Here is a 13947-nt window from a genome sequence, read left to right as displayed (position 1 = left end):
TCTGCACAACTTGATTGACATCAACCCGCCGTCTTGTTACCGAGTTGGCAAACCGGAGCCGGAGGGAGGTCGTGGTGGCTGAAGAACGTCCAACATTGGAAGAGTTGTTGATCGCCCTCGGGCACGACTTCAACGACCGATCCCTGCTGGAACGCGCGCTGACCCATTCCAGCTTCGCCAACGAGTCTGAAGAGTCCGAAGACTACGAACGTTTAGAGTTTCTCGGCGATGCGGTATTGGAACTTGTGGTCTCGGATATGCTCGTCGAACGCTTCCCCGACCATAAAGAAGGGGAACTTTCGCGCCGGCGCGCCAGCGCTGTGAATCGCCGCACGTTAGCGGCCATCGCCCGCCGCCTCGGACTGGGCGAACATGTCCGCATGAGCCACGGCGAGGAAAAAACCGGTGGGCGCGAAAAAGACACGATTCTCGCCGATGTCTTCGAGGCAGTCGTCGGCTCGATTTACCTCGATGCGGGCCTCGGCGCCGCCGCCGCTTTCATCGAGCGATACTTCGACTTGCTTTTCGAAGGTTTCGACGAAAAATTATTGTTCAAGGATTATAAAACGCGCTTGCAAGAGATTTCCCAAGCCAAGTATGGTTCGGCACCTTATTATCGGGTGGTGGGCGCCAGCGGCCCGGACCACAACAAACGATTCGTCGTACACGTGATCATTGCCGACCAACTTTTCGGCGAAGGCGAGGGACGCAGTAAAAAGGATGCCGAGCAAGCCGCGGCGCAAGCCGCCTTCGGACACCTTGCCGGCGAAGAAAACTAGATTACGTCATCACAGAAAGGAACGACGGTGAAAACCGCTTCACAACCTCCCGCCGGATTCAAATCCGGCTACGCCATGCTGCTTGGAAGGCCCAACGTCGGCAAATCGACGATTCTCAACGCCGTCATGGGCGAAGAGTTGGCGATTGTTACGCCTAAGCCGCAGACCACGCGCAACCGCATTCTAGGCATCAGCACGGCCGACGAATACCAAATCATCTTTCTCGATACGCCCGGCGTGATCGAAGACGATCGCGGCCTGAACCTTTTTCTCAAGCGCGAGATCCAACGGGCGATGAGCGACGCCGACGTCATCCTACTTGTCGTGGAAGCGACGGGGCCGCCCAAGCTGACCGAAAAAACGTTGATCGAACGCCTACGGACCATGGCGAGACCGGTTGTGCTGGCGATCAACAAAATCGACCGCGCAAAAAGAGAGGACTTGCTGCCGCTTATCGAGCAATACATGCAAATACACGACTTCGCCGCCATCGTTCCCATTTGCGCAACGCGCGCCGACGGCATCGGTCGGCTGGTTGAGGAAGTCGTCAAGGCGCTGCCCGAGGGGCCGATGTACTATCCCCCGGACCAGTTGACCAGCGCCACGGAGCGCTTTCTGGTGGCGGAAATGATTCGCGAGCAAGTCTTTCTGCAAACGAAACAAGAGATACCCTACAGCTCGGCCGTGCTGGTGGAAGCGTACGAACAGCAGGTCGATTTGCTGCGTATTCACGCCAAAATATTTATCGAACGCGAGGGGCAAAAAGGAATTCTCATCGGCCACGGCGGCGAAAAGATGAAAAGCATCGGCAGCGCCGCCCGGCGTAAAATCGAAGCCTTCGCGAGTAAGCGGGTTTTCCTCGATTTACGCGTCGTGGTTAAAAAAGATTGGACGCGTTCGGAAAGCATGCTCCGCGAAATGGGGTACACCTCGTGACTCTCCCGCTGATCGCCATCGTCGGTCGCCCGAACGTCGGCAAGTCCACGTTGTTCAACCGCTTGGCGGGCAAAAACCGCGCTCTGGTCCAAGCCACGCCCGGCGTGACGCGGGATCTCCATTACGCCCCGGTGGAATTCGCCGGCAAGCGCTTCATGTTGGTCGACACGGGCGGTCTTTCCACCGAGCATACCGATGCGCTGACCCACGAGGTCAACCTGCAAGTCGAATTCGCCATCGAGGAGGCCGCGGCGATTATCTGCTTGATGGACGGGCGGGGTGGGCTTAACCCCGAAGACGAGGACGTAGTCGACAAGCTCCGCAGGACGAAAAAAAACGTGTTTTGGGCCGTCAACAAGATCGACGCCGCATCGCTGGAGAGTCTCACGTTCGAATTTTTCCGCCTCGGAGTCGAAAAGCTTTACAGCATCAGCGCCCGGGAAAAGATCGGCATCAAGGCGCTCATGGAGGACGTCGTTCGCGAGTTTCCGGAGCCGGAGTCCGAGAGCGATGAAGAGCACGAAAGCGCGGAGCGCCCGGTGCGTGTGGCCTTTGTGGGCGTGCCTAATGTGGGCAAATCATCCTCCATCAACCGCATCCTCGGCGAAAAGCGTCTGATCGTCAGCGACTTGCCCGGCACCACCCGCGACGCCATCGATGTGCCCTTCGATCTGGACGGCAAGCCGTATGTGTTGATCGACACCGCGGGCCTGCGCCGCAAAGGCAAGGCGGGAAAATACCTGGAGAAACTAACCGCGATCAAAGCGTTGCAGGCCCTGGATCGCACGGATATCGCCGTCGTGCTCCACGAAGCCGGGCAGCCCATCACCGACCAGACGATGCGGATTATCTCCTATGCCGAGGAGCGGGGCCGGGGCGTCATCCTGGCGCTTAACAAGGTGGATTTGGCGAAAACGGACAAGAAGTGGCGCCGGCGGATCGAAGATGATCTCCATCGACGCCTTAGCGGCTTGGAGTGGATTCCGGTGATCACGATGTCGGCGCGCACCGGGGAGGGGATTCAGGACCTGTTCTCGGCGCTCTCAGAGGTACGCGAGAACCAGTTGCGAAGGCTGCAAACCGGGCCCCTGAATCGATATTTGGAAGGCGCCGTCGCTCATCATGGCCACCCATCGGCCGGCAGCAAGCCGGTCAAGTTCTACTATATGTCGCAAATCAAAGTGCGTCCGCCGATCTTTGTCGTGTTCACCAATCGTCCGGCAGCGATCCATTTCGCGTATCGACGCTACCTAATCAATCGATTGCGGGACGTCGCGTCGTTCGATGGCACGCCGATTCGGTTGATATTCAAGGGCCGGCAAAGATCCGACCCGGACAAAACCTAGAAAGCCTTTGCATTCAAACCTTTGTGGGATTTACTTCGAAAATCATTGAACTATGGCGCGTAAGTGTCGCCGCGAAAGCGATGCCTCGCATTCAAAAAAATAAGCTGTTTTGTCGCCACGATTCAAAACGCGTTTCCTTTCTAGCTCTTCCAAGCTAACCCGTTGTTTAAAAATGAAAAACACGATGCATTCGCCGCCCGGGCGTGATACCTTTTTCCCATGAAACCGCCGATTTTCCTGGCAGATCGAACGTGTGGCCGACTCGCGAAGTGGCTGCGGCTTCTCGGTTTCGATTGCGAGTTCGCTTCGACCGCCGAAATACCGGCCCTCGTGCAGCGAGCCAAGCGGGAAAACCGCATCCTTTTAACGAAGAATTCACGCCTCGTGCCGCAAGCGGATCAGATTTCCTTCCTGTTTTTAAAATCAGAAATCACGAAAGAACAACTAAAGCAAGTTCTCACGGAATGTGATCTAACTATACAATGTGAAGCGTTTTTATCTATTTGTTCGATATGCAATGAAGCGCTCGATGACATTGATAAACGTGACGTGCGCGGACTCGTGCCCCCCTTCGTCTACGCGACGCGGACTACCTTCCGCCGCTGCCCCGGATGCGGGCGGATATATTGGGCCGGCACCCACAAAATCAAGATGATTGACAAATTGAAACAAACACTTGACACCCCCAAGGTAAATCATTCAAATTAATCACGGGTAAAATTGTGGGGGGAAGGACCACGGTCCTTCCGACGCCGCCGCGTCGATGATTTGGTTGACGCGGCGGTTATTCTTCCGTTTTCACCAACCGAAGGACGAATCTGTGGACTGCTACCAATCTGCACCCTATGCCGCGCACAGCGGCGCCAGCCGCGGCCGCGTATATCCTGAGACCTTCAAAGATCAACGGCCGAATTTCGAACGCGATCGCGACCGCGTGATCCACTGCGCCGCCTTTCGACGCCTCGAATACAAAACGCAAGTGTTCGTGTACCACGTCGGCGACTACTACCGCACGCGGCTGACGCACTCCATTGAAGTCGCACAGATCGCCCGCGGCGTGGCAAAACGGCTCGGCCTCAATATGGAACTTACCGAAACCCTCGCTTTGGCGCACGATTTAGGGCATACGCCCTTCGGTCACGCGGGGGAAGCGATTCTCGCCGATCTCATGGCCGACCACGGCGGTTTTGAACACAACGTCCAGAGTTTGCGCGTGGTGACCCTGCTGGAAGAGCGGTACCCGAATTTCCCCGGTCTGAACCTGACTTGGGAAACTCGCGAGGGCATCGTCAAACACGCAACCTTCTACGACCACCCCGACGACGAGGCGCTGGCCGAGTACGAGCCGGAGGTCGTTCCGACGCTCGAGGCGCAGTTGATTAACTGTGCCGACAGCATCGCCTACCACAACCACGACACGGACGACGGCATCGAATCGGGGCTGCTGGATTGGCGTGACATGCATAAAAATGTGGCGCTTTGGCGCTTATCGGAAGAAAAAGTGCAGCAAAGATACGACAGTATGACGCAAAAACAGCTCCGTTTGATGTCGATCAGCCAGATGATCGGGCTGTTGGTGGAAGACCTCGTTACCAACACCGACAAGCATCTCAAGGAGTATGAAATCGGAAGCTTGGAAGACGTGCGGGAGGCCAACAAGATTCTTGTGAACTGGTCGCCGGAAATCGAACGCATGCGCCTGGAACTAAACGATTACCTCTATCACAGCTTGTACCGGCACAACCAAATCGAGCGCATGTTCTTCAAAGTCGGGCGCATTCTCCCCCGTCTGTTCGAAGCCTACCTGGAGAAACCCCGACTCTTGCCCCCCGACTATGCCTCGCGAGTCGAGACATACGGCCTCCACCGCTCCATCTGCGACTACATCGCGGGCATGACCGACCGCTACGTCATCCGCGAGTACGAACAACTCTACGGCCCCTTCCGGGATTAGGGCGGGCCTCAAACCAAGGTGTTGAACATTTCAACCACCACCGGTTATTAGGAAAAAACGAAAAATACTCCATTTGGCGACCGCCTTATTGCGCGGGCGCGCCAGTCCGTCCCGTCGGAAGGTTTGCGCGCTTCAGATTTCGCCCCGTAACGAGCGCGACTGAGAACTAGCCGGATAAATATTCAAAAACGGAAGCAAAAACCGCATTCTTTATGCGCCGCGATCGAATTCCTCCAATATAATGTGCTTGTCGAAATTCCGCCTCGCTCGCTGTGAGAGCTTTTCTAATGGTGTCGATTTTTAGCTTGGACAATGCGCTTTTCTGGAAGCCAGTTATTTCAAGAACATCAATAGGCTTTTCGAGTTGAGTTGTTATTATTCTTAACATATCTGGCTCTTGAAAAGAACCGATAGAATCCGCAAGTTCTCTGAAACGCGAATAGTTGAAGCCGTATTCCGTAAACCTCTTGATTGCGAGATGGCTTCTGATAGCGGTAAGCGTTTTGATAGGATGTGGATCTGGCGCCGCCAAACATCCTAGATTAATAGTGTATCTCGTGCCCACTGCCGCTCTCGTCGCAACTATACCAGAATCGCCTTTCATCACAATCCCTGTATAAGCTAAAAGCCTCAAGGCTTCTTTTACGGCCTCCGGTGCATCACGATGTATCCAGAAAAAGCAGGTACTTTCTTGTCTTTGTTCCTCAAGCCATTGAGTATTTCTCGCTCGAGTGTCAGGTATTACTATTTGCTCGATGAAAGTACGGCCCCAATCAACAAGATCACGATGGCCAGCGTATCTTTCCGCCAACTCTGAATGCTCAGCCCACACTTTCGTTCGGTAGAAATTTTTTATTACGTTGGTTACTTTCGAAGTACTGAGTTGACTAGCTAATCCGACGGTCTTCAGCAAAAGTCGCGGGTTTCCTGTTACCGCGTACGCAAGTGCGCAAAAATTTTCCGAATGTTTCTCAATACGCCTCATCAAAGACTCATCGGCCTGTTTAGACACAATTTCCCTCATACTTACGATATATTCATCGTCGAGTATGTCCCGATTTAGCACTACAATTCTCGCATCGTGAGCGCTTTGAAAAGACTGCCCATACATTGTGACACCGGGATAAACGGCGGCATTACAGTTCAAATAAGGGGATCGAAGATCCCTGAAGAGAGTGAAAAACTGTCTTTGTTGTTCCGGACTTAGAATATGTGCAGCCTCATCAAACATGAGAACGATGCGTTTTATGCCGATTTCATCGCATATGTCCTGAATTGCGTCTTTGAAGTCCTGAACATCCGGTATCGAGGAAGTATCTACATCGGTTCCGGGGTTTTTATAAGATTCTTCATATTGGGCAACTATTTTCTGCATTCGAGATTGTTCACCTTCGCCGCCTGTAAGAATCGATATACTCGACCTAATGGCATCTGTCTGCAAGCCATTTTTGTTCAGTACACGACCCACTCGGTCGCAAATTCGGGCAAGCATCCAATGTTGAAATTGCCGGACATCACTTGTGTGTATAAGCGAGCTTTTCACAAACGAAACATAGACAGGGAGGGCTCTTTCTGTTTCAAGATCTCGAAGCATTTGCGCTTCGGCAACTCGCAGAAGGAAAGATTTTCCGGTACCGCGACTGCCTTCAATAATTATGGGAGTCAACCCTTTTAGAGATTCTACAATTTCTCTATCGCGCTCGGTTTCGACATACAGTCCCAGAATATCTTCCGTTCGTATATCTTCCGTTCTAATGCGAAAATCAGTCATTTAAACCACCCTGCGGTTCGTCGAAAACTAAACGTATTGCTTCAATATGCCCTAACCGGTCAAGAAGCTTGCTTTCGATTATATTGAGTTCCTTAGAGTCAAACTCCTTTAGATATCGGAGTGCAAGTGAGAAGGAAACAACCAAAGCGACCTCGTTTGCCGTTTCATGCCAGGATTTGAATAATTGTGCGTTAAAAGCTAAGGTGTCAGGAAGATCCTGAAGCGTTTTTATGTTCCCGTGAACATATTCGGAGCACTTGCGATAGTTTTTCCGCGCATTTTTTCTAAATTGGCATACGTGCTGTTCCAGTGTGGGGAAAAAAGCTTTGGCAAAACGCACAGATAAGACACCGTTTGTATCATCGGTAATCTCGCTCCATATAGTGTCCTTCCGATTTTCAAACCACTCCCGCAACATTAACTGATTCGTTGAAAGAAACAAAGCTTGAAGACACAATTCTAAAACAAGCCTTAACCCTTTGAAGGCTTGGCGATATAAACCCTGAGTGAGAGCGAGTGCCGCATATTGGTATTCTTGCGCAGCCAAGAAAAGCAAATGGTGCTCTCGACTTGGTTTTATGATTTCAATCCAAGATTCCAGTTCACATAAGAAAAGGTTGGTTTGACCATGAAGCTGAGAATAGTCTTTTGATACAGATTCCGCTACGATTTCACCGCACTTTTTGTGCAACAGCAGATATTTTTTCATTATTGTGTCGTTTTTTCCTTTTTGCTTCTGATTCGGCAAAGGGCCATTCTACTCACTTGTGGTTTTTTCGATTCAAATTGACAATTGACTGTTGAAAATGTTCGCGTTGCTTGCACGCCTAAATAAGATCATCAATTATATAGATTAATTAGCAGATAATAGCTCTTTTGAAAAGGTTTATTTCCTTATCGTGACTTGGGCTTCATGGTTATCTTTAATACAATATGTCGAAGCCGTTTGGATGCGTTCAAGACCCGAGCACCAAGCACGTCTTGGGGTTGGTTCGTCGTCGCTACGCGTCGCATTTCGGAGCGCGATTTCAAGCTTCTAACACGATCGTGAGCGCTTAAATCTTCCCGGCGAGGGCTTGGTTGATCATCTTCATTTTGCGGGCGAGGGCGGTGATGGTGGCGTTGTACATGAGTTGGGATTCCGCCATTTTTTGCAGTTCTTTGTCGGTATTGACGGTGTTGCCGTCGACCCGGATGCTGCCGTCTTCGGCTTGATCCTGCTCTTCGATTTCCATCGCGAGGTCGCCGCGGTCGAGGTGTTGCGGATGCGTGCGGGCAAGATGCCCCGGGTTCATCGTGGTCTGCTCGGCTGCGTCTTGCAGGGCGGCGCGAAAATCCAGGTCGCGCGCTTTGTAGCCGGGCGTGTCGGCGTTGGCCAGGTTGCCGGCGATCAAGTCGACGCGATGCGAATGGATGTCCAAGCTGCGTTTAAGCAGCGCGGAAGTCGGATCGCTGAACAAGAAACTCTCGATACCCATCGTACATTCCTCCGCACTCTTTCTTAGCAAGCGGAGTGCCAACCGGCACGGAGCCGGAAATCCCTCTGATTTTAGATGATTATCTGCATTGGAAAAATTCGGAAGCGGAAGATTTGACCGCCCGTGTCAAGCGCTTGACGAACCTTTTTGCCGATCTAAAAGGCTTTGATGGCGTAGGCGACTAGAAAGACGACAAAAAACAGGAAGAACGCGAAGATGCCCCCCATGCCGATTTTCGCCCATTGCTCGACTTGTTCCGGAGTCTGTTCGGGCGGTTTTTTCGGTTGGGGCGCAGGGGGACCCGGCGGGCGGCTGGGAGCGGCATACCGCATGGCGCGCCACTGGTCGGGCGTTACGGTGGGGGCACCGCATTGACGGCAGTTGTCTTCGTCGTCGCCGACCATGCGACGACACTGGGGACAGACACGGGCCAACTTCGTTCTCCTTTCGGGCCGAGACAAAATACTTCCTGACTAAAGGTAAAACAACCCGTTCAGCTTCCGGCCGGTCGCAACGTAGACGCCACAGCCGCTTTTTGCTACAACGAGCCGAGCAAACACCCGGGGGCGCACATGGGTTGGATCGGCGACGAAATCCATTACGACTGCATTCACTTCCGGGGCGACAAGCCCTGCAAGTTCCGACTGAATTGCCCGTACTGCCTGCACTACCACCCGATGGGCTTTCGCGTGCTGATCATCAAACTCGGAGCGATGGGCGACGTACTGCGCACGACCAGCCTGCTGCCGAGTCTCGCGCAGGAACTGGGCAAGAAACACAACACGACACACGTGACGTGGATTGTCGACGCGCCCAGCGCGCCGCTGCTGGAAAGCAATCCGTACATCCACCGCATCTGGACGGTGGACATCGAGACGCTCATCCGCGTGGGTGTGGAGCGTTTTGACTTGGCGCTGTGCCTCGACAAGGAGCCACGGGCGATCGGCCTGATGGCGCAATGTCAGGCCGCGAAAAAGCGCGGTTTCACGATGGGCGAAGAAGGCAGCTTGCACCCGATCGACGACGCTTCGGACGATGCGGTGCTGATGGGCATCAGCGACATGTACAAGTTTCGCCGCAACGAAAAAAGCTACCAGCAAATCGTGCACGAGATGGTGAAGCTACCCAGCGCGAGTGAACTCTACGTGCTGCGGTTCACGGATGATGAGTGGACGGCGGCGGATCGACAGCTTGCCGAACTGGGTGCGACGAAGCGGCCGCTGATCGGGTTGAACACCGGCGCGGGCAAGGTGTTTCCCGGCAAGCGTTGGCGCGCGGCGAACTTCGCGGAATTGGGCAAGCGACTACACGCGGCAACCGGCGGGACCGTTGTGCTGCTTGGCGGCCCGGAAGAAGTCGAGCGTAATCAGTGGATCGCCGATCAACTGAGCGGAAGCGTCGTCGAATTGGGAACTGATAATCCGCTGCGGCATTTCGCGGCGATGGTCGGGCGGCTCGACCTGCTGGTAACCGGCGATACGATGGCCCTGCACGTCGGCCTCGCCTCGAAAGTGAAAACGGTGGCGCTATTCGGGCCGACGCCGCCGCAGGAAGTCGATATGGGCACGTGGGGCGAAAAGCTGTGGCGCGAGCCTTTCGGGCCGGGGATCATGGGACAGGCCGACGAAGAGTCGAGCGTCATTCAGGACATCACCGTGGACGAAGTGGAGGCCGCGTGCCTCCGTCAACTGGGAAAATAGATGCGAACCATCGTTACGCTGCCGACTTACAACGAAGCGGAGAATATCGAGGATCTAATTCGGGAACTGCGGGCGCTGGACGCCGAAGTGCTCGTGGCTGACGACAACAGCCCGGACGGCACGTGGAAGTTGGTCGAAGCCCTGGCGGCGACTGATGAGGGCGTGCGGCTGCTTAGGCGCATGGAGAAAAAGGGGCGCGGATACGCCGGGGCGGAAGCTTTCACGGCGGCACTGGAGTGGGGCGCCGACCGCGTTATCGAGATGGACGCCGATTTTTCACATCATCCTAAATTTATTCCCGACCTGCTTGCCGCGCTGGAAAAGGGCGCGGATATCGTGGTGGGTAGCCGGCTCGTTCCGGGCGGTCAGGATGTGGGCCGCGGGCGCTTGCGTGAGGGACTCACGAAGTTTTCGGCTTGGTACGCCCGCACGATTTTGGGGCTGCCGATACGTGACTGCAACAGCGGTTATCGCGCTTACACGCGTCGCGCGTTGGAGGCCATCGCGCCGGCAACGTTGGTCTCGGCGGGCCCGAGCATCGTGCATGAAGTGTTCGGCCGGGCCAAGCGGGCCGGGCTGCGCGTGGTGGAGGTTCCGATCGTGTTCGTCGACCGCGAGCGCGGGGAAAGCGAGTTGACGCTGGGCCGATTGTTGGATGGTTTTTTCAAGGTTTGGCGCGTGCGGGCGATGATGCGCGAACTGCCGGAAAGAAAGGAAGACTAAGCATGAAGTTGCACCGCGCGATGTTTCTTGGCTGCGTGTTGGTATGCGTGTTTTTTTGCGCCTCATGCACCGACCCGGACGCCTACACCTTCGCCGTCGTGGGCGATTTTCAGCAACCGGACGGGGGCAAGGGGTACAAGCCGGTAAGCCACAAGATCGTGCGGGAGATCGCCGCCGCGAAGCCGGAATTCGTGGTGATTGTCGGTGACTTGATTGCCGGTCGCGGCCAGGAGCGCTGGCAGGAGTTCGATGAGCTGGTCAAGCCGATAACCGAGGCCGGGACGCCGATCCACGCCGTGATCGGCAATAACGACTTACACAGCAAGACAATGGGCGAAGGCTTCGACACGCGATTCACGACGCGGCGGCAGGTGGTCGCCAAACCGGGCTTGTGGCTGGTGTTACTCGACAGCGAACAGTTCGCCGACGGATACGCGGATTACAAACTTGGCGAGGAACAAACCGCCTGGTTGAACGGAAAACCCTGGCGCGCGGAACTCGCAGCCGGGCCCGACCCGTTATTGTTTTTCGTCGTGCATCGCCCGGTGTGGCGGTCTAAGCCGATGGAACGGGACGTCACGCACAAATACGGGCGCGACAAGCCGGAAATCGCGAGCCTACTGGAACGCCTGGGCGCGGACGTTGTGCTTGGCGGCCACGAGCATTTGTATGAGCGCATCGATAAGGACAACGCGACCTATTTCATCACCGGCGGCGGGGGCGGCAAGTTGATTCCCGTGTACGGCTACCACCATTTCATGCTGGTGACGATCAGCCCCAACAAGCACCGCTGGAGCGAAAAAGTCGTCAAAGTCGACGCCGACTAAGCTTTCTCGAGAGAACTTGAACGACGCCTGCCGGACGCCTACAATGCGGCGCCCGGCGACCACAACCTGCGAGGTACTTTATGAGCGCCTTCGAGAAACTAAACGAAATGGCGAAAAATCCGCATAAGAAAACCGACGACCGGCCGTTGGTCGCCGTATTCCCGATGTGGTTTCCTTACGAACTGCTGGTGGCGGCGGGTCTGCGGGCCAGCGAGTGGTGGGGATTCGAAACCGAAACGAGTCGCGCCGATGCGCACTATCCGGCTTTTGTCTGCACCGTCGTGAAGGCCAATTTCGAGACCGTGCTGGCGGACGGCGCGGACATCGACGGCATGGTGTTTCCGAGTGCGACGTGTGATTCGATCCAAAACAGCGCTGGGCTTTTCCGGCGGCATTTTCCGGACAAGTTCTCAGCATATTTCCGCATGACGCAAAACCCGGAGAGCAAAGCCGCGGCAACTTTTCTGCGGCACGAAATCGGGCGCGTCAAAACGGATCTGGAAGCCTGGATCGGGCGGGAAATCACCGAAGATGATCTGCGCAGCGCGATCCAATCTGTGAATCGCTTCCGCGCGGCTGTGCGCAACATTCTAGACAAGCTGGCCGAGGGGAAAGTCTCGGTGCCCGTCTCGCGGATTTACACCGCGATCAAAGGCGCGGCGGCGGACATCGGCGACGAGAGCGCCGCGTTACTCGAGCAGTATGCCGAGGAAATCGAAGTGACCGAGCCGGACGGGCCGTGTTTGATGTTGGTGGGCATGGTGCCTGATCCGGTTGACGTACTCGACATGATGGAAAATGCCGGCGCGCACATCGTGGGCGACGATCTCGGTCTCGGGTGGCGGACATTTGCCGTCGACGCCTCCGAGGCGGGCGATCCGATCGACGCCTTAGCGCAGCGGCTGTTGGATTCACCGCCGTGCAGCAGTTTGCACTTCGCCAGCCAGCGGCGCGCGGATGCGGTGGTCGAGCGGGTGCATGACTTGGCGGCGGATGCTGTGGTGTTCACGCGCATCAAGTTCTGCGACCCCGAGGCTTTCGACTATCCGAACGTGAAAAAAGCGCTGGATGAAGCCGGCATTCCGAATCTGCTTCTTGAACGCGAAGTGACGACCAACGCCGACGGCGCCGTCGCTACGCGGGTGGAAGCTTTCCTCGAGCAAATCAGCTAGGAGACGATCATGGCGAAGATCCAAGCGACCAAGAAGATGAAAACCATGATGATGATGTACTATATGACCGCCAAGAACGCCAAGCACAACGACCAGAAAGTTGCGTGGATTACCTCCGGCGGTCCGGTCGAATTGCTGCAGGCCTTCGACATCATCCCCATCTATCCGGAAAACCACGCCGCGATGGCCGGCGCCACGCGAATGGGCGGCGGTTTGGCCGCAGTGGCCGAAGGAATGGGGTACAGCCCGGACCTGTGTTCCTACTTTCGCATCGACGTGGGTGCGGCCGAAACGCACGGCGGCCCTATTGCGGGTTTGCCTGAGCCGGACTTGCTAGTGTGCGCGAACAACATTTGCAAGACGGTCACGAAGTGGTACGAAATTCAAGCGGAGAAATTCGGCGTGCCGTTGATTATGGTCGATATGCCCTTCATCGAGGGGGATATCACCGACGCCGAGATACAATACGTGGCCGAGCAACTCAAGGAAGCGGTGCCGGTCCTCGAAGAAGTGTCGGGCAAGACCTTCGACGAAGAAAAGTTTACGCACGTCCTCGAGCTCTCCCGCGACGCCATCGATCTGTGGATGCAATGCCTGGATCTCTGCGCCTCGAAACCCGCGCCGATGAGCAGCTTCGACGCCTTTTTCCAAATGGCTCCAATCGTCACCTTGCGGGGCGACCAACGCACCGTCGATTACTACCGCACGCTGCTGGCCGAATTGCAGGAAATGCAGGCGGCAGGTGTGGCGGCGGTGGAAGGCGAACGGCATCGGTTGCTGTTTGACAACATCCCGATGTGGTACGCGGTCAAGCATCTTTCCGAAAAGCTTGCCGAACGCGGCGCGGCGCTGGTTACCGCCACGTACACGGCGAGTTGGGGTATGGAAAAGGACATGACCGAGGGCGATCCGTGGGAGGCTATGGCCTATAACTATCTGGCGCCGTACATCAACCGCGGCTTTGAGACGCGTCTGGACACACTCGAGCATCTGATGAAGAAATTTCAGTGCGACGGTTTCGTGATGCACTCGGCACGGTCGTGCAAGGCCTATTCGCTCGGGCAGTACGATCTGCAAGAAGCGCTGACCAAGCGTACCGGCGCGCCGGGCGTCGTGATCGAGGGCGACATCGCCGACGAGCGCCAGTGGTCGCAAGGCCAAGTGGACACGCGCCTGGAAGCGTTCCTCGAAAAGCTCGATTCGTAGCGAGTCACTCCGTATGTTATCGAGGCTCGCCGTTGCGGCGAGTCCTTTTTGGTTT

14 protein-coding genes are annotated in these 13947 nt (G+C 55.6%); 10 read left to right on the top strand and 4 right to left on the bottom strand.

The genetic code is table 11. The features are described 5' to 3' along the window. Positions 1 to 74: 74 nt before the first annotated feature. The 5 genes from rnc to P9L99_19425 all read left to right on the top strand — a co-directional run bounded on the left by rnc (position 75) and on the right by P9L99_19425 (position 5015). Entirely contained in the window at positions 75 to 779 is a 705-nt protein-coding gene (gene rnc / locus P9L99_19445) for a ribonuclease III (GenBank protein MDP8225545.1), read from the top strand. Between the two features lie 27 nt (positions 780 to 806). Beyond that, positions 807 to 1715, top strand: a complete 909-nt coding sequence (gene era, locus P9L99_19440) for a GTPase Era (GenBank protein ID MDP8225544.1) — start codon at positions 807 to 809, stop codon at positions 1713 to 1715. Then, positions 1712 to 3061 carry a ribosome biogenesis GTPase Der gene (gene der, locus P9L99_19435; GenBank protein ID MDP8225543.1) on the top strand — a complete coding sequence of 450 codons (1350 nt, stop codon included), beginning with the start codon at positions 1712 to 1714 and terminating at the stop codon, positions 3059 to 3061. Before era ends, der begins: the two co-directional genes overlap by 4 nt. Before the next feature lie 219 nt (positions 3062 to 3280). Further along, complete coding sequence (locus P9L99_19430) at positions 3281 to 3769, top strand: Mut7-C RNAse domain-containing protein (protein MDP8225542.1); 489 nt, start codon at positions 3281 to 3283, stop codon at positions 3767 to 3769. Between the two features lie 112 nt (positions 3770 to 3881). Then, positions 3882 to 5015, top strand: a complete 1134-nt coding sequence (locus tag P9L99_19425; protein ID MDP8225541.1) for a deoxyguanosinetriphosphate triphosphohydrolase — start codon at positions 3882 to 3884, stop codon at positions 5013 to 5015. A gap of 166 nt (positions 5016 to 5181) precedes the next feature. Here P9L99_19425 and P9L99_19420 read toward each other — a convergent pair whose 3' ends face one another. From P9L99_19420 to P9L99_19405, 4 genes are all read right to left on the bottom strand, one after another. Further along, a complete protein-coding gene (locus P9L99_19420) occupies positions 5182 to 6786 on the bottom strand; it encodes a hypothetical protein (GenBank protein ID MDP8225540.1) in 1605 nt (534 codons plus the stop codon). Further along, positions 6779 to 7495 carry a hypothetical protein gene (locus P9L99_19415; protein ID MDP8225539.1) on the bottom strand — a complete coding sequence of 239 codons (717 nt, stop codon included), beginning with the start codon at positions 7493 to 7495 and terminating at the stop codon, positions 6779 to 6781. The genes P9L99_19420 and P9L99_19415 overlap by 8 nt, the downstream gene beginning before the upstream one ends. A gap of 346 nt (positions 7496 to 7841) precedes the next feature. Beyond that, positions 7842 to 8264, bottom strand: coding sequence for a flagellar basal body rod protein FlgB (gene flgB, locus P9L99_19410; GenBank protein ID MDP8225538.1), 423 nt, complete (start codon positions 8262 to 8264; stop codon positions 7842 to 7844). Positions 8265 to 8419: 155 nt separating this feature from the next. Beyond that, positions 8420 to 8698 carry a hypothetical protein gene (locus P9L99_19405; GenBank protein ID MDP8225537.1) on the bottom strand — a complete coding sequence of 93 codons (279 nt, stop codon included), beginning with the start codon at positions 8696 to 8698 and terminating at the stop codon, positions 8420 to 8422. Between the two features lie 138 nt (positions 8699 to 8836). On the opposite strand from P9L99_19405, the gene P9L99_19400 reads away from it, so the two are divergent. The 5 genes from P9L99_19400 to P9L99_19380 all read left to right on the top strand — a co-directional run bounded on the left by P9L99_19400 (position 8837) and on the right by P9L99_19380 (position 13892). Continuing rightward, a complete protein-coding gene (locus P9L99_19400) occupies positions 8837 to 9964 on the top strand; it encodes a glycosyltransferase family 9 protein (GenBank protein MDP8225536.1) in 1128 nt (375 codons plus the stop codon). Further along, positions 9965 to 10687: a polyprenol monophosphomannose synthase gene (locus tag P9L99_19395; protein ID MDP8225535.1), complete on the top strand. Its 723-nt coding sequence runs from the start codon at positions 9965 to 9967 to the stop codon at positions 10685 to 10687. A gap of 2 nt (positions 10688 to 10689) precedes the next feature. Continuing rightward, on the top strand, positions 10690 to 11514 hold the full coding sequence (locus P9L99_19390; GenBank protein MDP8225534.1) for a metallophosphoesterase: 825 nt from the start codon (positions 10690 to 10692) through the stop codon (positions 11512 to 11514). Positions 11515 to 11594: 80 nt separating this feature from the next. Next, a complete protein-coding gene (locus tag P9L99_19385; protein MDP8225533.1) occupies positions 11595 to 12686 on the top strand; it encodes a 2-hydroxyacyl-CoA dehydratase family protein in 1092 nt (363 codons plus the stop codon). Between the two features lie 9 nt (positions 12687 to 12695). Next, complete coding sequence (locus P9L99_19380) at positions 12696 to 13892, top strand: 2-hydroxyacyl-CoA dehydratase family protein (protein MDP8225532.1); 1197 nt, start codon at positions 12696 to 12698, stop codon at positions 13890 to 13892. Positions 13893 to 13947 lie beyond the last annotated feature (55 nt).

Source organism: Candidatus Lernaella stagnicola (genome assembly GCA_030765525.1).
GTDB classification, from domain to species: Bacteria; Lernaellota; Lernaellaia; order Lernaellales; family Lernaellaceae; genus Lernaella; species Lernaella stagnicola.
Note: the sequence above shows the minus strand (reverse complement) of the source record. Positions and strands in the feature narration are given on the sequence as shown.

Excerpts from the sequence above, each read along its gene's own strand:
- P9L99_19430 (MDP8225542.1), top strand. The coding sequence starts at position 3,281 with ATGAAACCGCCGATTTTCCTGGCAGATCGAACGTGTGGCCGACTCGCG.
- P9L99_19420 (MDP8225540.1), bottom strand. The coding sequence starts at position 6,786 with ATGACTGATTTTCGCATTAGAACGGAAGATATACGAACGGAAGATATT.
- P9L99_19415 (MDP8225539.1), bottom strand. The coding sequence starts at position 7,495 with ATGAAAAAATATCTGCTGTTGCACAAAAAGTGCGGTGAAATCGTAGCG.
- flgB (MDP8225538.1), bottom strand. The coding sequence starts at position 8,264 with ATGGGTATCGAGAGTTTCTTGTTCAGCGATCCGACTTCCGCGCTGCTT.
- P9L99_19400 (MDP8225536.1), top strand. The coding sequence starts at position 8,837 with ATGGGTTGGATCGGCGACGAAATCCATTACGACTGCATTCACTTCCGG.
- P9L99_19395 (MDP8225535.1), top strand. The coding sequence starts at position 9,965 with ATGCGAACCATCGTTACGCTGCCGACTTACAACGAAGCGGAGAATATC.
- P9L99_19390 (MDP8225534.1), top strand. The coding sequence starts at position 10,690 with ATGAAGTTGCACCGCGCGATGTTTCTTGGCTGCGTGTTGGTATGCGTG.
- P9L99_19385 (MDP8225533.1), top strand. The coding sequence starts at position 11,595 with ATGAGCGCCTTCGAGAAACTAAACGAAATGGCGAAAAATCCGCATAAG.
- P9L99_19380 (MDP8225532.1), top strand. The coding sequence starts at position 12,696 with ATGGCGAAGATCCAAGCGACCAAGAAGATGAAAACCATGATGATGATG.